18 protein-coding genes and 1 other annotated feature are annotated in these 20,864 nt (G+C 40.3%); of the genes, 6 read left to right on the top strand and 12 right to left on the bottom strand.

Features of this window, described 5'->3' with window-relative positions:
- Positions 1 to 116: 116 nt before the first annotated feature.
- Positions 117 to 1,094 carry an oxygen-dependent tRNA uridine(34) hydroxylase TrhO gene (gene trhO / locus NRI27_RS02265; RefSeq protein ID WP_317942902.1) on the bottom strand — a complete coding sequence of 326 codons (978 nt, stop codon included), beginning with the start codon at positions 1,092 to 1,094 and terminating at the stop codon, positions 117 to 119.
- A 1,263-nt stretch (positions 1,095 to 2,357) separates the two neighbouring features.
- On the opposite strand from trhO, the gene NRI27_RS02260 reads away from it, so the two are divergent.
- The 3 genes from NRI27_RS02260 to NRI27_RS02250 all read left to right on the top strand — a co-directional run bounded on the left by NRI27_RS02260 (position 2,358) and on the right by NRI27_RS02250 (position 5,457).
- Positions 2,358 to 3,842 (top strand): polysaccharide deacetylase family protein, encoded by a 1,485-nt coding sequence (locus NRI27_RS02260; protein WP_371389377.1) that lies wholly within the window; start codon positions 2,358 to 2,360, stop codon positions 3,840 to 3,842.
- Between the two features lie 126 nt (positions 3,843 to 3,968).
- Positions 3,969 to 4,346: a GntR family transcriptional regulator gene (locus NRI27_RS02255; protein WP_371389376.1), complete on the top strand. Its 378-nt coding sequence runs from the start codon at positions 3,969 to 3,971 to the stop codon at positions 4,344 to 4,346.
- A 4-nt stretch (positions 4,347 to 4,350) separates the two neighbouring features.
- Positions 4,351 to 5,457: a DUF1648 domain-containing protein gene (locus tag NRI27_RS02250; RefSeq protein WP_371389375.1), complete on the top strand. Its 1,107-nt coding sequence runs from the start codon at positions 4,351 to 4,353 to the stop codon at positions 5,455 to 5,457.
- A 95-nt stretch (positions 5,458 to 5,552) separates the two neighbouring features.
- On the opposite strand, the gene NRI27_RS02245 is transcribed toward NRI27_RS02250, so the two are convergent.
- Positions 5,553 to 6,536 carry an NAD(P)/FAD-dependent oxidoreductase gene (locus NRI27_RS02245; protein ID WP_371389374.1) on the bottom strand — a complete coding sequence of 328 codons (984 nt, stop codon included), beginning with the start codon at positions 6,534 to 6,536 and terminating at the stop codon, positions 5,553 to 5,555.
- A 278-nt stretch (positions 6,537 to 6,814) separates the two neighbouring features.
- On the opposite strand from NRI27_RS02245, the gene NRI27_RS02240 reads away from it, so the two are divergent.
- On the top strand, positions 6,815 to 8,503 hold the full coding sequence (locus tag NRI27_RS02240) for a methyl-accepting chemotaxis protein (RefSeq protein WP_371389373.1): 1,689 nt from the start codon (positions 6,815 to 6,817) through the stop codon (positions 8,501 to 8,503).
- 76 nt (positions 8,504 to 8,579) lie between these two features.
- Here the strand turns inward: NRI27_RS02240 and NRI27_RS02235 are convergent, their stop codons facing one another.
- Entirely contained in the window at positions 8,580 to 8,864 is a 285-nt protein-coding gene (locus NRI27_RS02235; RefSeq protein ID WP_317942890.1) for a DUF6509 family protein, read from the bottom strand.
- 532 nt (positions 8,865 to 9,396) lie between these two features.
- Between NRI27_RS02235 and NRI27_RS02230 the strand changes: the two genes are divergently transcribed.
- Positions 9,397 to 11,094, top strand: a complete 1,698-nt coding sequence (locus tag NRI27_RS02230; RefSeq protein WP_371389372.1) for a M3 family oligoendopeptidase — start codon at positions 9,397 to 9,399, stop codon at positions 11,092 to 11,094.
- Positions 11,095 to 11,175: 81 nt separating this feature from the next.
- On the opposite strand, the gene NRI27_RS02225 is transcribed toward NRI27_RS02230, so the two are convergent.
- From NRI27_RS02225 to NRI27_RS02210, 4 genes are all read right to left on the bottom strand, one after another.
- Positions 11,176 to 12,855 carry a formate--tetrahydrofolate ligase gene (locus NRI27_RS02225; protein ID WP_371389371.1) on the bottom strand — a complete coding sequence of 560 codons (1,680 nt, stop codon included), beginning with the start codon at positions 12,853 to 12,855 and terminating at the stop codon, positions 11,176 to 11,178.
- Between the two features lie 49 nt (positions 12,856 to 12,904).
- Positions 12,905 to 13,885 (bottom strand): zinc-binding dehydrogenase, encoded by a 981-nt coding sequence (locus tag NRI27_RS02220; protein WP_371389370.1) that lies wholly within the window; start codon positions 13,883 to 13,885, stop codon positions 12,905 to 12,907.
- Positions 13,886 to 14,079: 194 nt separating this feature from the next.
- Complete coding sequence (locus NRI27_RS02215) at positions 14,080 to 14,574, bottom strand: helix-turn-helix domain-containing protein (protein ID WP_317942882.1); 495 nt, start codon at positions 14,572 to 14,574, stop codon at positions 14,080 to 14,082.
- Between the two features lie 83 nt (positions 14,575 to 14,657).
- The gene (locus NRI27_RS02210; RefSeq protein WP_371389369.1) at positions 14,658 to 15,143 is read right to left on the bottom strand and encodes a dUTP diphosphatase; all 486 of its coding nucleotides are present in this window, start codon (positions 15,141 to 15,143) and stop codon (positions 14,658 to 14,660) included.
- A gap of 399 nt (positions 15,144 to 15,542) precedes the next feature.
- Between NRI27_RS02210 and NRI27_RS02205 the strand changes: the two genes are divergently transcribed.
- Positions 15,543 to 15,932: a sigma-w pathway protein ysdB gene (locus tag NRI27_RS02205; RefSeq protein ID WP_371389368.1), complete on the top strand. Its 390-nt coding sequence runs from the start codon at positions 15,543 to 15,545 to the stop codon at positions 15,930 to 15,932.
- 78 nt (positions 15,933 to 16,010) lie between these two features.
- Here the strand turns inward: NRI27_RS02205 and NRI27_RS02200 are convergent, their stop codons facing one another.
- From NRI27_RS02200 to thrS, 5 genes are all read right to left on the bottom strand, one after another.
- The gene (locus NRI27_RS02200) at positions 16,011 to 16,301 is read right to left on the bottom strand and encodes a DUF1294 domain-containing protein (protein WP_371389367.1); all 291 of its coding nucleotides are present in this window, start codon (positions 16,299 to 16,301) and stop codon (positions 16,011 to 16,013) included.
- A 544-nt stretch (positions 16,302 to 16,845) separates the two neighbouring features.
- Positions 16,846 to 17,205, bottom strand: coding sequence for a 50S ribosomal protein L20 (gene rplT, locus NRI27_RS02195; RefSeq protein ID WP_060209871.1), 360 nt, complete (start codon positions 17,203 to 17,205; stop codon positions 16,846 to 16,848).
- A 115-nt stretch (positions 17,206 to 17,320) separates the two neighbouring features.
- Positions 17,321 to 17,521, bottom strand: a complete 201-nt coding sequence (rpmI, locus tag NRI27_RS02190) for a 50S ribosomal protein L35 (protein ID WP_041075504.1) — start codon at positions 17,519 to 17,521, stop codon at positions 17,321 to 17,323.
- A 26-nt stretch (positions 17,522 to 17,547) separates the two neighbouring features.
- Positions 17,548 to 18,054 carry a translation initiation factor IF-3 gene (gene infC, locus NRI27_RS02185; protein ID WP_317942871.1) on the bottom strand — a complete coding sequence of 169 codons (507 nt, stop codon included), beginning with the start codon at positions 18,052 to 18,054 and terminating at the stop codon, positions 17,548 to 17,550.
- Between the two features lie 530 nt (positions 18,055 to 18,584).
- A complete protein-coding gene (thrS, locus tag NRI27_RS02180; RefSeq protein ID WP_371389366.1) occupies positions 18,585 to 20,522 on the bottom strand; it encodes a threonine--tRNA ligase in 1,938 nt (645 codons plus the stop codon).
- 50 nt (positions 20,523 to 20,572) lie between these two features.
- Positions 20,573 to 20,812 (bottom strand) — a binding site (T-box leader).
- Between the last annotated feature and the right edge of the window lie 52 nt (positions 20,813 to 20,864).

The following is a 20,864-nucleotide window of genomic DNA, read 5'->3' as shown; positions in this document are numbered from 1 at the left end:
CTATTCAATTGATTTACTTCCCTTACTTACTCGGTGACACATAACAAAAAAACACATAGATACAAAGTAATCAAACTTCGTTCCATGTGCCTTTTTCATTAACGTCTTTCATCTATTCAGTTCGCAGTAGCTACTTCGTTACGTTTTGCCTCAATCGCCGCGAGTCTTTCATTAAATTCATCTACCGTCATGTTTTGTTCTGTGAAATAACGGTTTCGTGGATGTGTACGGCATTCATCCGAACAGCTTCGCATATAGAAATGCTCATTTTCTTCTGAGCATAAGATTTTATCGTTACATTCTGGGTTTGCACAATTCACATAACGTTCGCAAGGCGTTCCGTCAAAATGGTCACGACCGACAACTACGTGTTCAACTTGGTTAATCGGAACAGCAATTCTTTCGTCAAATACGTAACATTGTCCGTCCCATAATTGTCCTTTTGCGACAGGGTCTTTTCCGTATGTGACAATTCCACCTTCAAGGTGAGCAACGTTATCGAATCCTTCGCGTTTCATCCACCCAGTGAATTTTTCACATCGAATGCCGCCTGTGCAATACGCAAGGACTTTTTTGCCTTCAAACAGCTCTCTATTTTCACGGACCCATTCAGGTAGATCACGGAAGTTTTCGATATCCGGACGAATGGCTCCTCTGAAATGACCTAGATCATATTCATAGTCGTTTCTTGTGTCAAAAACAACTGTATTTTCATCTTGCATTTGCTTGAAGAATTCTTCAGGCTTTAAGTACTCTCCTGTCAATTCCAATGGATTGATGTCCTCTTCAAGACTTAAGTTAACAATTTCCTCGCGATGACGCACATGCATTTTTTTAAATGCGTGTCCATCCGCTTCATCGATCTTAAACCAAAGATCTTTAAAGCGCTCATCGCTATGCATTTTTTCCATGTAGGCATCTGTTTGCTCAATCGTACCTGAACAAGTTCCGTTGATTCCTTCTGTACCTACAAGAATACGACCTTTCAGTCCAAGTTCCTTACAAAATGCCAAATGTTCGGCAGCAAATGTTTCTGGGTCTTCAATGTGTACGTATTTATAGTACAACAATACCCGGTATGCTCCTTTTTCCATTTCTTCGACCACCTTCTGTTTGTTTTCTTTGCAATAGAAATAACAGCTTGATCGGTTTAACAATATTCGATTGTAAACACATAAAAGCTCACCCGAATTTGCAAGATGCGGGCATTTGACAGTATATCATAAATGCACCTTTTGAAAAACCCCATTGCACTGTTTTTATCCAATTAATGCGCGTGTCACTGCGTGCATTTCACATACATTTCCAGCACTCAAACTACTAGGTATTGTTGTATACTTTCAACTAGTAAACATTCGACATTTTTTTACTTTCACAGAAACTATTTCAGAAGTCTATCCGTCTAACATACTAAGAAGACAATATGCATTTTTGTTAGTTGACGCGACATAAATCGTGTTAGTAAGACACGAAGATGGAAAAAGGAGATGATTTGAATTCAAATGGACTTTTATAGCACGAAAGACTTTGTAAAGTGGAGCGCTCGCGGCTTTAAACGGACTTTATTGACACGATACACTTGTAAAACGGGACGCTCGCGTCATTAAACGGACTTATTGACACGATAAGCTTGTAAAACGGTTCGCTCGCGTCATTAAACGGACTTTATTGACACGATTTACTTGTAAAACGAAACGCTCGCGTCATTAAACAGACTTTATTGACGCGATACACTTGTAAAACGGGACGCTCGCGCCATTAAATGGACTTTATTGACACGATATGCTTGTAAAACGGGACGCTCGCGTCATTAAACAGACTTTATTGACACGATAGACTTGTAAAACGAGGTATGCGCGTCATTAAACAGATTTTTTGACGCGATAGACTTGTAAAACGGGACGCTCGCGTCATTAAACAGACTTTATTGACGCGATAGACTTGTAAAACGTGTCGCTCGCGTCATTAAACGGACTTTATTGACGCGATAGACTTGTAAAACGGGACGCTCGCGTCATTAAACAGACTTTATTGACACGATAAGCTTGTAAAACGGTTCACTCGCGTCATTAAACGGACTTTATTGACACGATAGACTTGTAAAACGGGACGCTCGCGTCATTAAACGGTCTTTATTGACACGATACACTTGTAAAACGGAACGCTCGCGTCATTAAACAGACTTTATTGACACGATACGCTTATATTCCAAAGCTTTCGCGTCATTAATCAGCTAACAAGACTACTAATCCGCTTCTCCAAGTTTTTGACTAAGCACCAAAAAACAGCAACATGCACCTTACACGGGCTTCAAAAGCTCGAGAACCAATGAATACAAAATAAGGGAGTTTAGCAACATGAAAAAGCTGCACCATAAATACCGTTCCACTTGGATTGATATCATTTTTTCAGTCGCAATCATTCTTTTGACAATTTCCGCCTTTTTATTGGTTTTTCCGACGAAAGGTCTTCTATCTAAAAAAGAAAGTCCTTCTACAAACGCAACCTCTCCAATACAGATGGAAGAAATCGAGTCGAGCTATCCAGGCGTTAAAATTGTTACGAAAACATCAAATGATCCCTATTCACCATTTGCGATTCAATATCCACAAACAAACTACACTTCCTTTAACGACCAAATACTTACATATATTACTGAAGCACAAAACCATTACATACAAAAGTTGAAATCAAAAAGGCAAAAGAACACTAAAACTTCAGGTGAACTGAACATCTCTTTTGAAACAATTACCCATCATTCCGGAAACTATTCTTTTGTCCTTGTAACAAATACGAACTTTAGTGATGTAGAAGCCGGTACATTGGAAATTCGCTCGTTCCACTTGAATCCAGAAAACGGGAATCATTATTCAATAGAAGATCTGTTGCACAATGACCCTACTAAACTCGAAAAGATTGCTTCATTCGTGCGAGCAGCAATACACGAGGATCCATCGTTAGTAGGTCATGTACAAGAAAAAAGTATGGAAATGCATACACAACCATTTTGGAACAACTATCGCAACTACGCGATTTCTGATGAATCGCTTCTGTTCTATTTTGACGAGCAGACAATTGCAGACCAAACAGTTGGCCCTCCAATCGTTACGCTTCCAATCGATATTGTTGCGCCTTTTTTAATCGATGTGTTTCAACCTGCAAAACCAACGGATCCGAATGAAGACTACCCTTCAACAGAAACACCTACTAAGGAGGATGATGACTCTACACATGACCAGTCAACAACTCACACGGATAATGAACATAAAGTAGAACCATCAAAAAAATTAGTCGCTCTTACTTTTGACGACGGACCAGACCCAAAAATAACGCGGCAAATTCTTGACACACTTAAAAAGTATGAAGCAAGAGCAACATTTTTCATGCTAGGAAGCCGCGTCGAATATTACCCTGATGTTGTAAATGAAGTAATAGAAGCTGGTCACGAAATTGGTAACCATACATGGAACCATGCAGATCTTACAAAACTCTCAGCTGATCGAGTTCAAAAAGAAATTGAATCTACGAGTGAGATGATTGAAAAAATATCTGGCCATAAACCCGAAGCTTTCAGGCCACCTTATGGAGCGGTTAACAAAATGGTACGTTTTCAAACTGAACTCCCTGTTGTTTTGTGGGACGTGGATTCATTAGATTGGAAACACCGTAATCCTGACACACTTCTCCAACTCATAAAAGAACAGACCAAAGATGGCAGTATCATTTTAATGCACGACATCCACCAAGCCACAGCAGACGGGCTCGATGCTGTTCTTTCGTATTTGGAAACAGAAGGATTTGAATTTGTTACAGTTGCCGAATTAAATCAAACAACCGACTAAGGTAAACTAAAACCGCGCGTCACCATCATTTTTCAGAGATGGCGTCACGCGGTTTTTGTTTATTCACAGCATTGATTCTAGGTACATTTCTGTTATAATTCAATTAGAACAGATTGGAGGGTTAATATGTTCATCGAAATTGAACCGTCTTCAGAAATCCCCATATATACGCAATTGGTCAATCAGCTCATTGAATTGATTGCCAAAGGAGAGCTCCAACCTAACGATACGTTACCTTCCGTTCGTTCATTGGCCGCTGATCTCGGTGTCAATATGCATACCGTGAATAAAGCATACCACGAGCTGGAACGAAAAAATATCATACGAATCATTCCTAAATCGGGAGCAGTGGTAAGCGAGATAACAACACCAACTGACGAACAACTCGCTACAATAACACATGCTTTAAAAACTGTACTTGCTGAATCAACAGTTTACGGAATGAACAAAGATGAAGTACTATCGATTGCTTTAACAATTATGTCAGATTATAAGGAGGGCTAAGGAAATGACCGTCATCATCATGACAGTTATCATTTTATTTTTGACAGGCATGCAAGCAGGTACACCTTATTTCGTCAAAAGGACCGTTGTCTTTGGCGTTACAATTCCAGAAGGACATACCGAAGATAGCAAATTGGCACAGTACAAAAAATATTATATGACCGGGACACTCCTTACAGGATTTATAAGTGCAATCACTTTCATTGTACTAAGTCTAAATGATTCTACAGAAGCGACAATTGTCGGAAGTGGTTTGGCGCTACAATTTATCACCCTTTTGGTAAGCATGATTCTATATGTTGTCTTTCATAGTAAAACAGCAAAACGAAAACAGGACAATGAATGGGGAGCGACTTTAAAACAAATTCGCGTTGTAGATTTATCGAGCCGCTCCGCTGACGAAATGTTGCCGACAATTTATTTTACACTTCCAATGACGATTACAATTGGACTGATCATTTATACAACAATTAATTATGAGCACTTGCCTCATTTGATCCCTACACACTGGGGTCCGACTGGCGCACCTGATGCATTCAGTGAAAAGAATCCCTTTACCGCAGTTGCCCTTCTCCTCATTCTTCTTGTGATGCAAGGCATGATGAGTGCTATAAATTATTTTACAAAGAAGTCAGGCATTAAACTGAACGCTACGAATAAAAACAAATCAAAAATACAACAACTAGCATTCAGGAAATACACAAGTTGGTTTCTATTTCTAACAACGTTATTGACAACCTTACTACTTGCTTTTTTCCAACTAACAATTATTCACGAAGAAATAGGCGGTACATTGCTACTTATTACCGCACCATTAGGTTTTCTTGTTATCAGTTTAGTCGGAACTGCTATTTACGCCTACAAGATAGGGCAAGGTGGGGCACGTATCCAAAAAATTGACTTAGAAGAACAAACCCCTCAAGGCATTACGGATGTAGATGAAGACCGGTACTGGAAAGCTGGCGTATTCTATGTCAACAAAAACGATCCTTCCATATTCGTTGAGAAACGGTTCGGAGTAGGATGGACCATTAATTTCGGCAATCCGATTGGCTATTTCATTTTATTCGGTCCAATTGCGGTCATACTCGCTATTGCATTTTTCCTTTGAACATCGAACAATAAAAAACCGCGTAGATCCTAAGTTTTAACACTTAGGTTCCGCGCGGTTTTTCGATGCACAATTCGTCACTTTATTGTTGAAAATTAATTAAACACACTCGTACTGTGTAAAGGTTGCAACCTTGCTTTCGGATCAATATGTGCTTTTGCATGGTTGACAGCAATTGGAGCTTCTCCAAGGCCGACAGCAATAAGCTTCACTTTTCCATCGTAATTTGTTACGTCACCAGCTGCATAGATTCCTTCAATATTCGTTTCCATGCGAGAGTTGACCAAAATGGAATTGCGATCCATTTCAAGTCCCCATTCTTTAATCGCACCGAGTGAAGAGATATTACCGTAGTTGACGATTACATGGTCGATCGCCAACGTTTCTTCTGCACCGTCTTTTTGGACAACAACCACATCTTTCACAGTACCTTCTTCACCTATAATGGACTTGACATTACGAGATGTTAACACATTCACTTTAGATGCCATCAATTGATTGACACTCGTTTCATGAGCGGTAAAGCGTTCTCTTCTATGAACAAGTGTAACGGATGAAGCAATATCCTCGAGCATTAATGCCCAGTCCACTGCTGAATCTCCACCACCACAAACAAGTACTTCTTGATCTTTGAAGAGTGAAAGATCTTTTATTCCATAATGCAAGGTTTTTCCTTCAAAATCAGTTTCCTCTGTCAAACCAATCTTACGTGGTTGGAAAGCACCAATTCCTGCTGTCAAAAGGATTGTACGTGTCAAATGCGTCCCTTTGTCAGTCGTAAGCACAAAGTGATCATCTTCTTTTGTGTAAGAGAGTGCAGTCTCTCCAAGCAAGATTTCCGGTTTTGCGTAATGAGCTTGGGTTACAAGATTTGCTACAAGGTCTTTTGCAAGGATTTTAGGAAATCCACCTACATCGTAAATATATTTGTCAGGATAGAGCTCGACTAACTGACCTCCTAGTTGTGGAAGGCTGTCAATAATCTTGACAGACATCTCGCGCATTCCTGCATAAAAGGAAGCAAACAAACCTGTTGGCCCCCCACCGATAATTGTAATGTCGACGATTTCATTGTTCATCTATAAACACTCCAGTTTTCTTAGAATTTTCGATGAATAAAAAAACACCCTCATCAGTATTTCCTACTTTCTACTCTACACATTATCTACTATTTTTCAATAAAAATCACAAAAAACGAACGGATCAGTGCGAAATTTTTTAAAGAATTCTACGTACTTTTCCGCACAAAAATTAAAAGCGCTTAAATTTTATAATTTTTATATAGTATTATATTATCAAACAAGTATAATAGGTATATGGACTGTACTACTAGAGTGAAATTCAGGGGGAATGTAGTGTGAAATTATCAGTATCAAAAAAGATTTGGATGGGGTTTTCAATTCTTCTTGTCATCATGCTTATAATGGGGGGTTCCTCGTTTTTTGCAACGTATAAGATGAACGAGGAGTTCGATTTGTTCATTGAAGATCGTGCGCATAAAGTGAACCTTGCAGATGAATTGATTAGTGCACAAAAAGAACGGTATATCGCCATTAGTAGTTATGTATTATTTAAAACGAAAGAATTTGTCGACCAAAGAGATGAGTCAACTGCCCATGCAGAAAAGTTAATGGTTGAACTAAACGAGTCGTTTAGAAATTCCTCAGACGCTGAACTTGTCGGAGAGCTTACTACACTGCAATTACAATTTGGGGAACTTGTAGATGAACTCAGTTATAGCTTAATGAGAGCTTCCGAGACGCAAAATCGAACATTACTACGTGATGCAAACACATTGAACGAACAAATTATGGAGAGAGCAACTGCTTTAAAAGAACATCAACAACAAGCAATGCAACAATCAAGACAAGAATTGGCAAGTTTAACGAAGACTGTACATATGATAACGTTTGTATTCATTGGTATTGCCATTATACTTTCACTCATTATCGCTACCTTCATTAGTCGGAGCATTGGCAATCCTGTTAGAAAAATGACGGCTGCTATTGAACGCGTTGCGTCTGGTGATCTGACCATTGAATCATTACACATTCAAAATAAAGATGAAATTGGCGTCATGGCTACAGCGTTCAATAAAATGGCAACTGATCTGAAAGGTTTATTGGAACAAATCCGGCATTCTTCCCATCAATTAGCTGCACAGGCTGAACAGCTTTCTGCAAGTTCTGAAGAGAGTCTAGCATCATCCGAACTCGTTGCAACAGCTTCAGAGAAAAATATGAAAAATAGTGAAGAACAAGCTGAATTAGTAGGTGATACTGTCACATCCGTTTCCAAACTGACAGCTGACGTCAACATGATTGCTGCAAGCAATGCACAAATGCTCGATGCAATGCGTGCAGTGATTTCCCACGTTACAGATGGCTCATCGACTGTCAAACGACTATCTGGACAAATGAACGAGGCGGATTCCGTTATTCAAGAAGCTGCAACCATTATTCAAGCAATGGCAAAACAATCTGCGGAAATTCAAAAAGTCACGTCTCTCATTACTGCTATATCCGAACAAACAAATCTGTTAGCGTTAAATGCAGCAATTGAAGCAGCACGAGCTGGAGAACACGGAAAAGGCTTTGCAGTAGTCGCGGAGGAAGTCCGTCATTTAGCTGAACAATCTAAAACATCGGCAACAGAAATTGGACAGATGATTACTTCCATCCAACAGGCTACGAGTCAAGCAGTTTCAGCTATCCATACAGGTAGAGACAGTGTGAAGGACGGTCTAGACGCTACACATCAATCCCAAGAAACGTTCAATACAATTGAACACTCTATCAATGACGTTAACGACAATGTTGTCACTGTAGCGGAAGCTATTGAACAAATCCGCTCAATGACAGAAGCGATTTCACATTCATCTGTTCAAGTAAGAAAACTAGCAGAGTCAACTGCATTCACAGCACAGGAAACGAGCGCTGCAACTGAAGAACAACTTGCTGTGAACGAAGAGATTTCCTCGAGTTCACAATCGTTGGCACGGTTAGCAGAAAATCTTCAAAAGGAAGTCAACAGGTTTTCCTTGTAATGAACAACGCAAAAAGGCAGCGCACTCAAAATTGGTGCGCCGCCTTTTTAAGTTTTGCTACAGAAACAGCATCTGTTCAGTCGCCTAGATGCTCTTTGCAAAATTCAGCAATAGCCAGTTGTTCCTCTTCATCTAATTCAAAATCCAACACTTCATCCGTCGCACGATCAAAAAGATGATAAGATGCCACCTTCTCGGTTTCTTCATCTACAACATAAAGTACACGGACTCCAGTCCCCTGCTCTGTATAAAGTTCATCCTCTTCTTCAAATTTCACATAAATGCGAAACTCATATCGCTGACCAGATAAAATACCAGTCGGATCCACCATTTCGATCATGCTATATTCCATAATTTCCATCATCATCACCCTATCGGTAGTTACTTTCTTTCATTTTACAACACTTTTAGCTAAAGCGTTCAACATTTGTCCACTTCTAATCGATTTCTGTTCCAAAGATTTGATTCTTACCGATACAATGCGATTCTATTCATGAAGCATACAACGCAAAACATATTTAATGGAAAATGTATCCTCTCAGCATTATTTGCCATAGCTGCTTATCGAAGAAATCGCAACGGTCATTCAATCGCTACAGCATCCTTCCCTAATCGCAGCATATTTCTTCGTGAACAGTGCATTCTTCCGAAAATCGCAAGCATATTTCTCGTAAACAAAGCACACTTCCGAAAATCGCCGCATACTACTCACCAACAGCGCAATCTTCCGAAAACACCTCCATCCTTTTCCAAATCGCAGCCTGCTTTTCCGAACCAGTTGCAAATTTAAAAATACTTTCTCCTACTAGTAAATTTCTTTTGCATTTTCCCAACAATTCATGAACAATGAAGATAGTGAATACAATTCACAGTATACAAATGGAGGAATGGGAATGTTGAAATTCGAAGACTATGAATATAAGAGACCTGATTTGCCACGTATTAAGGAGCACTTTCTTGATTTACTCGAGCAATTTAAAGGTGCAACCTCTTTTGAATCTCAAAATGAAATTATTGAAAGCATTAATCGCATCAACTCTAATTACTCTACACAATCCAATATTATGCTTATCCGTTCATCAATCGACACGAATGATGAGTTTTATCAACAGGAACGTGAATATTTTGATGAAATCGATCCTGAATTCCAAGAACTCGGAACGGCTTTTTACAAAGAACTTGTTGCAACACCGTTTCGCAAACAACTTGAAGAAAAATGGGGACCACAACTGTTCGCATTAGCAGATAATGCGATTAAATCATTTTCACCAGAAATCTTACCGTTATTGCAAAAAGAAAATAAACTCGTATCCGAATACTCAAAGCTTGTCGCATCTGCACAAATTGAATTTGACGGTAAAACGTTAACACTTGCCCAACTAGGTCCATACGCAGAATCTACGGACAGATCCGTTCGCAAAGCTGCAATGGAAGCGTCATTTTCATTTTACGAAGCAAATGGTGACTCGTTCGACAGAATATACGATGAACTCGTGAAAGTTAGGCATGAAATCGCGACAACATTAGGATTTAACAATTTTGTAGAATTAGGTTATGTCCGAATGAATCGAATTGGCTATGACGCAGCAATGGTGAAAAATTTCCGTGACCAAGTCCGTGACTTCATCGTTCCAATTGCAAACAAGCTTTATAAACGACAAGCAGAACGCATCGGAATCGAATCGATGAAGTATTACGATCAAACGCTCAATTTCTTAAGTGGGAATGCCACGCCAAAAGGATCACCCGAGTGGATTATTGAGAATGGAAAGAAAATGTATGCAGAACTGTCTCCTGAAACGGACACATTTTTCCGTTATATGACTGAAAAGAATTTACTTGACCTTGTTGCAAAAAAAGGAAAAGAATCAGGTGGCTATTGCACATTTATTGACGACTATGATTCTCCTTTCATCTTCTCCAACTTTAATGGTACTTCCGGAGATATCGACGTTTTGACACATGAAGCCGGGCATGCTTTCCAAGTGTATTCCAGCAGGAACATTGGCATCCCTGAATACGTTTGGCCAACATACGAAGGTGCGGAAATCCATTCGATGAGTATGGAATTTTTCACATGGCCTTGGATGGAACTTTTCTTTCAAGAAGAAACGGAAAAGTACAAGTTTGCACATTTAAGCAGCGGCCTACTATTTTTACCATACGGTGTTGCAGTCGATGAATTCCAACACGTTATTTACGAAAATCCAGAAATGTCACCGGCAGAACGAAAAGAAGCTTGGAGAAAAATCGAAAAAACCTATTTGCCAATGAGGGATTATGACGGCATTCCTTTCTTAGAAGCCGGAGGCATTTGGCAACGTCAATCTCACATTTATCAATCTCCATTTTATTATATTGATTATACGCTAGCTCAAATTTGTGCGTTCCAATTTTGGAAACGATCTTTTGAAAATCGTGAGGAGGCTTGGAACGATTATTTACACCTTTGTAAATTAGGTGGCTCGAAGCCTTTTACTGAACTTGTTAAAGAAGCAAATTTACTATCGCCATTCGAAGATGGTTCTGTGGAATCGGTTATTGGTTCAATAGAAAATTGGTTGAACCAAGTAGACGATAAAGCGTTATAATTTCAACATAACTAAAAAAATGCATGAAGGCTCATTCCCTCATGCATTTTTTATTTCTGCTTTTATTCACCGTCTAATCCTTTACATTAAGCCGACAGCATTGCCTTTTTCATCGACATCCATTTGAAGTGCTGCAGGTTGTTTAGGCAAACCAGGCATTGTCATAATGTCGCCCGTGAGACAGACGAGGAATCCAGCCCCAAGCTTCGGCAAAATTTCGCGGATTGTAATCGTAAAATCCTTTGGTCTCCCTAGTTTTTTCGGATCATCCGAGAATGAATATTGTGTTTTTGCCATGCAAATCGGTAAAATGTCCCATCCGTTTTGCTCGATTTGTAGCAGATCTTTTTTAGCTTTATCTGTAAGCACGATACCATTTCCGCCATAGACCGTCTGTACGATTGTTGTGATTTTATCAATAACGGATTGTTCCACATCATAAAGGGGTGCAAAATGATTCGGTTCGTCCAGCAGTTCAAGCACTTGTTCAGCTAATGCTCTACCGCCTTCACCACCATTCCCCCAAACATCTGTTAACGCAGCTCTTACATTGTTCTTCTCACACCAAGTTAACACATAATCGAGTTCCGCTTTTGTGTCTGCTACAAACTGATTCAATGCAATTACGGGCTGAACTCCGAACGCCCGCACCGTTTCCACATGCTTTTCAAGATTCACGATGCCAGCCGCAACCGCTTGAACATTTTCAGTTCTCAACTCAGCTTTCGCCACACCACCATGCATTTTTAAAGCGCGTATTGTCGTAACTATAACAACAGCATCCGGTGAAAAACCACCTTTTCGTGCTTTTATATCCATGAATTTCTCAGCACCTAAATCAGATCCGAAACCCGCTTCTGTGACAACAATATCTGCAAGTTGCCTAGCTGTATTTGTCGCCATTAATGAATTGCAACCATGCGCAATATTGGCAAAAGGCCCTCCATGAATAAGTGCTGGCGTCCCTTCAATTGTTTGCACAAGATTAGGCTTAAACGCTTCTTTTAACAATAACGTTAAAGCACCTTCGACACCTAGGTCTCTTACGGTCACCGCTTCTTTGTCATACGTATAGCCGATGACCATTTGGGACAAACGCTCTTTTAAATCATCCAAGCTTGTTGCTAAACAGAAAACTGCCATAATTTCCGAAGCGACCGTGATGTCAAACCCATCTTCTCTTGGAACTCCCTGACCTGGTCCGCCAAGTCCAATCGTCACATGACGTAGTGCCCGATCATTCATGTCCAGTACACGCTTCCATGTAATCCGTCTTGGGTCAATTTGAAGCGCATTCCCTTGATGTAAGTGATTATCTATCATGGCACTTAACGCATTATTAGCTGTCGTAATTGCATGGATATCACCATTAAAATGCAGATTAATCTCTTCCATCGGCAGCACTTGTGCATATCCACCACCTGCTGCTCCACCTTTTACTCCCATCACAGGTCCTAAAGAAGGTTCACGCAAAGCAATCATAGATTTCTTCCCTAATTTTGCTAATGCATCTGCCAAACCAACTGTGACGGTGGATTTTCCTTCTCCTGCCGGTGTTGGACTCGTGGCAGTCACTAATACAACTTTACCGTTTGATTTAGCAACCGGTAATTTTGCTACATCAATTTTAGCTTTGTATCGGCCATAGGGCTCAACTGCTTCCTCTGGTATACCCGCTTGTTGTGCAATAACGCCAATTGGCTTCATCACCGCTGCATTAGCGATTGCTAAGTCTGTTAATGGTTTTGCTTCTTTTGTCAATCTAGCCGCCACCCTTCTCCTAAAAGACGTACCTCGTGCTCGTCATTTTTTACTTAATCTTAAGTACAAGTTTTCCGAACTGTTCACTATTCGTTAAAGCTCGAAACGCATCCATTCCATCATCTAAATTATACACACGGTCAATAACCGGTTTTGTCTTAAACTTCTCCATATGCTTAAGCATTGCTCGTAGCTCTTCTCGACTGCCCATTGTTGAGCCGAACAACTGATATTGCCCGTAGAAAAACTTTCGTAAATCCAATTCCACAAGATCTTCTGTTGTTGCGCCAAATACGACGATTCGTCCACCACGTTTTAACACTTCCAAAGACCGGTTGAAAGTTGCCTTCCCTACACTATCGATGACAATATCGATCGTTTCGTTTGCTAATGCTTCAACCCAGTTGCTAGAAGTGTCAATGGCTACATCAGCTCCAAGTTCAATTGCTTTCTGTCTCTTTTCTTCCGAACGGGAAGTTACGATAACACGTGCACCGACATCTTTAGCAAACTGGATAAGGAAAGTTGCCACACCACTTCCCGCACCTGGTATAAAAACCGTGTCGCCTTTTTTCACGTCAGCTTGAGTGAATAACGCTCGATAACCCGTTAACGCTGATAACGAGACTACAGCAGCTTCTTCCATCGACAAATGAGTAGGTTTTCTTTCAATTTGTTCAGCAGATATAACAATCTTTTCAGCGAATGTACCGTTATCCGGCATGCCTAAAATCTCAAACTCTTCTGGTGGACATGTGTGATTCTCATACCACCGTAACGAGGGATTAATGATTACTTCATCTCCAACAGCCCAATCCATAACCCCTTCACCAAGCGACTCGATGACACCAGCACCGTCGGACCCTAGTACAAGCGGCTCCGCTGCATCACCTCTGCGACGAGGAATCATCAAATCCCTTCGGTTTAATCCAGCAGCATGAATGGAGACAACAACCTCGCACTTTTTAGCTTTCGGCTCTTCCACTCTACCAACTTTCAATTCTCCTTTTTCATGAAAAATTGCCTTCATAAGCGCCCCCCAGTTAATAATAATTATACTAATTCTTCTCCACTTTCTATCATACAACACATACGGAATATTTTCACATTGATAATTTTGCAAATAAAAAACGCAAAGATTAATCCTTTGCGCCTTTTCCTATTTGTATAAGAAGCCAATTTTCAATATATCACATTTCGTAAAAAGGCTCTGCAATGTATCATTTATAACCAGCGTTTCTTCACTTTCGCAAGTTCAAGCAATTCCAACACATCTTTTTTCGGCAACTCCGTCAAGATGGACAGTAACTCACGTTCAGCAAGTCTTCGTCCACGACCACTTCGATAACGTTCTTTATTTTCAGCATCAATCGAAATATATAAGTCTGTGATTTTTTCGCCTTGCTCATCATTTTCTTTTCCGATGATTAAGTTCTCGCGTAAACGTTCATACAACATATCTACATTTGAGGAACCACTCGGTGTAAAAGCTCGAGATGTTTTTGGATCACCTAAAATTAATTCATCCGTGGATACATTAAATCGCTCAGAAATTTTTGCAATCCATGCTGCCGAAGGGGCATTCTTACCTTTTTCCCAATCTTTTATTCTACTTGCTGACGTTCCTATCGCGGCGCCAAAAGCCATCATTGATAAGCCTCTCTGCTCTCTCAAGGTCTTTAGTCTTATCCCAAAGTCTTCTTTACTCCAATCGTTCACCGTTATGCCCCCTCCAATATACTTATCTCTATCATATTTTTCCTAGTTCAATATGTCAATCCTAATTATTTTTATATAAAGGATTAATACCCGGTTTGTTGTCGCTTATAATTTTCTTCATTTTTATGGATATATGCATGTATAATATCTTTTGTTCTAAAATCCAATGCTTTTGCAATCGCATCATAGTGAACCCATACGTTTATGTAATGTTCCATTGAGCTATGTAAGATGAATTGTTGAATGGCAGAAATTGTTTGAAGAAATATTGAGGTTAAGTCTCCAGAAACTTCACCGTCCGGCCAATAATCAAGCGTATCCAAGTTTTTTTCAATACCTAGTGAAAGTAGAAAATGTATGGAGTCCACATACTCTTCCAGTATGATTTCTTTTTCTGAAGGACCTTTTGTACTCCAAAATTTAAAACATCTAGTTTCATTTGCTAATTCAGCAAGTTCAATAATAAGCGCTAGTCCTTTTTCTTGAAATACATCTCGACGTACTTCCTGATTCGTTTGTATATATGCATCCAATTCCTTCTGCATATCAAATAGTGTTGTTAAATTCATTAAACAATCCCTCCGAAATAAAAATATCTTGAAACCAAACTAGCTATGTTAATTATAACGCATAGGTATATGAAAGCGAACGTTTTATTTCTTGATAAACTTATTTTATTTCATTAATTCATTTACACTATTTACTTTTATGTAAGTTCGAGTTGTTATTTCGAAAAAAAGGGTTAAAATTAGATAATAAGAACTACTATATGTATAAATTAAAAATGCGCAAAGTATAGTAATAAACACCTATTATTTCCGCAATTCTTTTTGTTAATTAGAGAATATTTTGACAGCAAGTAATTTCGGAGAGATAATTGATTTTTTTTTGAATATCTTGAAACCAAACTGTTTGTCATCCGTATACGTAGATGACTAAATTTATTTTTCTTTAAGGGGATGGCAAGTATGATCTTCGTAATCCGTATTTTCATTATCGCTTTCATCATCTACTTATTTTATCGAGGTATACGTTATGTAATCGATCCTATGCGGAAATTGGATGATGCGTATGAACGAGAACAGTATTACTTTTATGATGATGTAAAAAATGTACGGAAAAACTTCTTTATTACGTATAAAGGGGCGCTGTTCGAAGGAGAGAAGTATTTAGGTACGACAGATAACGCGTTCGAAGTAGTCTCTATTTTCGTTTGGGTAAAGGACGAAACAAAACTTCAAGGATTTACGAAAGATGATTTTCATTTCCTCTCTTCGGAAATTCAATCGAACTATCCTCAAGCTGAAGTTAGTTGGAAGAATCGAATTGAGCAGTTGATGAAGAAAACGAGCGAGTAAGAATAATGCTAGATACCGCATGCGATTAAGTTACAAGATACTTAATTCCATGCGGTATGTTTATTCCATACGACTCTCTTATCTAGAAGTAATTTTCAATATATCGATTCCCAGTAAATAAAGGATGAGCAGTATGTACACAACCGCTAATAGTAGAAAGCCAACCCTAAATGTTGTTCGCCGTGTTTTATGATTAAAGATCAACATTCCTGCATAAGAGCCAATTGCACCACCCACAAATGCAAGAAACCAAAGATTCTTCTCCGGCACCCGTCTCGCTTTGCGTTTTGCCTGTCTTTTATCGTAGCCCATCGCTGCAAAAGCCCATATTGATACAAACAGTATCCAACTAATGAAAATTTCATTCATATGATTCAACTCCCCCTATTATTTTACACGGTAGCGAGTTGCAATTGGAAGGATAATGAATTGCTTTCATATGTATAAAACCACTACAGTCGTTCCTGGCATGGTTTTGACGGCATTGGCGGTAGACAATTGCAATACTCGAGGCGTATCACAACGTAAACCCTTCGCATCACAACATAAACCCGTCGTATCACAACACTCTTCCCTCGCATCACAATACTCGAGGCGTATCACAACGTAAACGCTTCGCATCGCAACGTAAACCCGGCGTATCACAACACTCTTCCCTCGCATCGCAATACTCGTGGCGTATCACAACGTAAACCCTTCGCATCACAACATAAACCCGCCGTATCACAACACTCTTCCCTCGCATCACAACACTCGTGGCGTATCACAACGTAAACGCTTCGCATCGCAACATAATCCCGTCGTATCACAACACTCTTCCCTCGCATCACAATACTCCCCTCTCCTCAAAAACACATACAAAAAGCCCTTCAACCAATTAAATCGGTTAAAGGGCTTTTTTATCGTCAATCAATTATTTTGCGACTGATTTTTTTGCTGTTTCTGCAAGTTGTGCAAATGCTTGTGCATCTGTTACTGCAAGGTCAGCTAGCATTTTGCGGTTTACTTCGATACCAGCAACTTTTAAACCGTGCATAAGTGTGCTGTAAGAAAGACCGTTCATGCGTGCAGCTGCGTTGATACGTGTAATCCATAGTTTACGGAAATCACGTTTCTTTTGACGGCGGTCACGGTATGCATAGTTGAATGATTTCATGACCTGTTGGTTTGCTACTTTGTAAAGTCTATGTTTTGAACCAAAGTAACCTTTGGCTAATTTCAATACTCGATTACGGCGCTTGCGCGTCACTGTTCCACCTTTTACGCGTGGCATAGTTCATTACCTCCTGCTATTCCTAAAGAATGTTGTAATAGTTGTTCAATGAGAAGTTAGGCTGGCGTCGTTTGACATACCTCGATGTCTTCCCTTATGAACGGGTTTGAAAGTCTTACTTCATGTATGTGATCATTTCACGGATACGTTTGTAGTCGCCAGAAGAAACAAGTGAAGCTTTGCGCAAGTGGCGTTTAGCTTTCGTAGACTTGTTAGCAAAAAGGTGACTTGTGTAAGCACGGCCGCGTTTCACTTTACCAGTTGCTGTTTTTTTGAAACGTTTTGCGGATCCGCGGTGAGTTTTCATTTTTGGCATGATCTGTTCCTCCTAAATCGTTCGTGTTACTTTTTTTCGGCAGTCGGTGCAAGTATTAGGAACATGCTCCGGCCTTCCATTTTCGGTTTCACTTCAACCGTTGAGAATTCCTTGCATTCTTCTGCAAAGCGGTCCAATACACGTTGACCAATTTCCTTGTGCGTAATTGCACGACCACGGAAACGGATAGACGCTTTTACTTTGTCCCCTGCTTGCAAGAATTTGATACCGTTACGAAGCTTTGTTTGGAAATCATGTTCGTCAATTGTTGGGCTTAAGCGCACTTCTTTGACGTTAATGATTTTTTGGTTCTTTCTCACTTCGCGTTCTTTCTTTTGTTGTTCGAACTTGAATTTTCCGTAGTCCATAACGCGGGCTACAGGGGGTTTTGCTGTTGGAGCGACAAGGACAAGATCCAAATTCGCGCGGGCTGCAATATCAAGTGCCTCATTGCGTGATTTGATTCCAAGCTGGTCGCCATTGTGGTCAATTAGGCGCAGCTCGCGGGCACGGATGCCCTCGTTTACGTACATGTCTTTGCTAATAGTAATCCACCTCCGAATGTTGTCTCGCGAATACACGGTTTGGGTATACCGCCCACCATTCCGGCAGGGGCCCCATAGTCCATTCGATTAAGAAGAGCACAGGGCACCGGAACGTTCAGAAAAAAAGCTAAATAACCCGTAAAAAAACAGCTATCATGCAATTTCCTTTAGGAACGTAGCAATTCCGAGGGACTGGTGCCCGTAATCCGGACAATAAAAAAGGTAGACAAACAGTACATTTGTCTACCCGCTTATGTGTACGTACACCTACGTGTACGGCACGTTCACTGATGTGCTGACCTGTCAACAACGTAAAGCGTCGATCAGGTGAGAAGCGGGCAGCTCCTTCTTATACCACAAACTGTATTCATTAACCTTAATAAGTCTACCATTCAATAAAAGGAATGTCAACTATTAAATTTAAATGGCTACTTTCACTTGCCGCAATGCTGTTAAAAAGTTCAGCCAGGTAAACTCGATTACCCGGCTAAACATAAACAGCTCAACACTTCAAGAATTTATTCTTCGTGTGAAACATCCGCTTTAATCATATTCAGGAAGTCCTCAAACGGCATGCTTTCTGATTTTTGCTCACCATATTTACGTACATTCACTTCTCCAGACTCGACTTCTTTATCGCCTAGTACTAGCATATAAGGAATTTTTTGTACTTGCGCTTCACGAATCTTATAACCAATTTTCTCATCACGGCTATCGAGATCTACGCGGTAGCCTGCAGCAACCAACTGTTCTTTCACTTTATTGGCATACTCAAAATGTGCATCAGGTGAAACTGGAATCACTTCGACTTGGACAGGTGCTAGCCATGTCGGGAACGCGCCTTTGTACTCTTCGATTAAGAAAGCCACAAAACGTTCCATTGTTGAAACGACACCACGATGGATCACAACAGGACGGTGTTGCTTTCCGTCTTCCCCGATATATGTCAATTCAAAGCGCTCCGGCTGTAAGAAATCAAGCTGTGCAGTTGAAAGTGTTTCTTCCATGCCAATCGCTGTTTTAACTTGAACGTCCAGCTTAGGACCATAGAATGCTGCTTCTCCAATTGCTTCTACATAGTCCAAGCCCATTTCATCCATTGTTTCTTTCAATAGACGCTGTGCATGTTCCCACATTTGATCATCATCATAATATTTTTCAGTATCTGCAGGATCACGGTACGATAAACGGAATGAGTAATCTTCAATATTGAAATCTTTATACACATCAATAATTAATTGAACAACTCGACGGAATTCGTCTTTGATTTGATCCGGACGAACAAAGATGTGTGCATCATTTAAAGTCATCCCACGGACACGTTGTAACCCTGACAATGCGCCTGACATTTCATAACGATGCATTGTGCCGAGTTCTGCAATACGGACAGGCAAGTTCCGATAAGAATGAATGCCATTTTTATAAATCATCATATGGTGTGGGCAGTTCATCGGACGGAGCACTAGGTCTTCATTGTCCATACTCATGACCGGGAACATGCCGTCCTGGTAATGCCCCCAGTGACCTGATGTTTCGTACAACGCTTTACTTCCGAGCACTGGTGTATAAACGTGATCGTAACCAAGCTTCACTTCTTTATCGACAATATATCTTTCAATGATTCGACGGATTGTTGCACCTTTAGGTAGCCATAAAGGAAGGCCTTGACCGACTTTTTGGGAGTTTGTAAATAAATTCAACTCTTTTCCGATTTTACGGTGATCCCGTTCCTTCGCCTCTTCCAACAAGCGTAAATGTTCTTGTAAATCTTCTTTTTTGAAGAATGCTGTTCCATAAATACGTTGCAGCATCTTGTTCTTGGAATCGCCTCGCCAGTATGCACCCGCAATACTTAACAGCTTGAATTCCTTCAGCTTGCCTGTGGATGGAACGTGTACTCCGCGACAAAGGTCGAAAAATTCTCCTTGCTCGTAAATGGACACTTGCTCGCCGGCTGGAATCGCTTCAAGCAATTCAATCTTATAAGGATCGTCAATTTCTTTGAAACGTTTTTCTGCTTCATCACGCGAAACATCATGGCGGATAATCGGTAAATTTTCACCGATAATGCGTTTCATTTCCTTCTCAAGTTCAGGCAAATCTTCCGCTGTAATCGGTGTAGGTGAATCGATGTCATAATAGAAGCCATTGTCAATGACTGGTCCAATCCCTAATTTTGCATCTGGAAACTTGCGTTTTACCGCTTGTGCAAGTAAATGCGCAGTACTGTGGCGTAAGATTTCAAGCGCCTCATCTGATTGGGGAGTAATGATGGCAATGTCACCATCTTCATGGATCGGTGTTTTCAAATCCACAAGTTTCTCTCCAACCTTACCTGCCAACGCACTTTTTCTTAGACCAGGGCTGATGGATCCAGCAACCTCTTCTGTTGTTGTGCCGGCGGGAAATTCCTTTATCGCACCATCTGGAAATTTTAATTGAATCTGTTCTGCCATTGTAAACACTCCTCACTCGATTTTTTTGAACAAAAAAAGCCCCATCCCAATAAAGGGACGAAGCTATTGCTCGCGGTTCCACCCTTCTTCCTTCTACATCCTCGATACGTACTCGCGGACATGGAGCTCTGAAACGGCTAACGGGCCGGGGCCGTCATCAGCTACTAAAGAAGTTCACTGATGCTGTTCGGAGGTGGTAAATCGATGTTCGCAACTACAGGGCTTGCAGCCTAAAGACCCTGTTCTCTGTAAGTGGAGCTATCGATTCATGTCCTCTTCAATACATTTCGAATATAATACTCATTAGTATAAGGAATGTCTCAGAAAATTGCAAGTGACGAT

It is taken from the genome of Sporosarcina sp. OR05 (assembly GCF_041414805.1).
Taxonomy (GTDB): domain Bacteria; phylum Bacillota; class Bacilli; order Bacillales_A; family Planococcaceae; genus Sporosarcina; species Sporosarcina saromensis.
This window is presented reverse-complemented; position numbering and strand designations above follow the sequence as displayed.

Coding starts and splice junctions, on each gene's coding strand:
- trhO (WP_317942902.1), bottom strand. CDS start 1,094: ATGGAAAAAGGAGCATACCGGGTATTGTTGTACTATAAATACGTACAC.
- NRI27_RS02210 (WP_371389369.1), bottom strand. CDS start 15,143: ATGAATTTAACAACACTATTTGATATGCAGAAGGAATTGGATGCATAT.
- NRI27_RS02245 (WP_371389374.1), bottom strand. CDS start 6,536: ATGAACAATGAAATCGTCGACATTACAATTATCGGTGGGGGGCCAACA.
- NRI27_RS02200 (WP_371389367.1), bottom strand. CDS start 16,301: ATGAATGAAATTTTCATTAGTTGGATACTGTTTGTATCAATATGGGCT.
- rplT (WP_060209871.1), bottom strand. CDS start 17,205: ATGCCACGCGTAAAAGGTGGAACAGTGACGCGCAAGCGCCGTAATCGA.
- rpmI (WP_041075504.1), bottom strand. CDS start 17,521: ATGCCAAAAATGAAAACTCACCGCGGATCCGCAAAACGTTTCAAAAAA.
- NRI27_RS02205 (WP_371389368.1), top strand. CDS start 15,543: ATGATCTTCGTAATCCGTATTTTCATTATCGCTTTCATCATCTACTTA.
- NRI27_RS02255 (WP_371389376.1), top strand. CDS start 3,969: ATGTTCATCGAAATTGAACCGTCTTCAGAAATCCCCATATATACGCAA.
- NRI27_RS02260 (WP_371389377.1), top strand. CDS start 2,358: ATGAAAAAGCTGCACCATAAATACCGTTCCACTTGGATTGATATCATT.
- NRI27_RS02235 (WP_317942890.1), bottom strand. CDS start 8,864: ATGGAAATTATGGAATATAGCATGATCGAAATGGTGGATCCGACTGGT.
- thrS (WP_371389366.1), bottom strand. CDS start 20,522: ATGGCAGAACAGATTCAATTAAAATTTCCAGATGGTGCGATAAAGGAA.
- NRI27_RS02220 (WP_371389370.1), bottom strand. CDS start 13,885: ATGAAGGCAATTTTTCATGAAAAAGGAGAATTGAAAGTTGGTAGAGTG.
- NRI27_RS02230 (WP_371389372.1), top strand. CDS start 9,397: ATGTTGAAATTCGAAGACTATGAATATAAGAGACCTGATTTGCCACGT.
- infC (WP_317942871.1), bottom strand. CDS start 18,054: ATGTACGTAAACGAGGGCATCCGTGCCCGCGAGCTGCGCCTAATTGAC.
- NRI27_RS02250 (WP_371389375.1), top strand. CDS start 4,351: ATGACCGTCATCATCATGACAGTTATCATTTTATTTTTGACAGGCATG.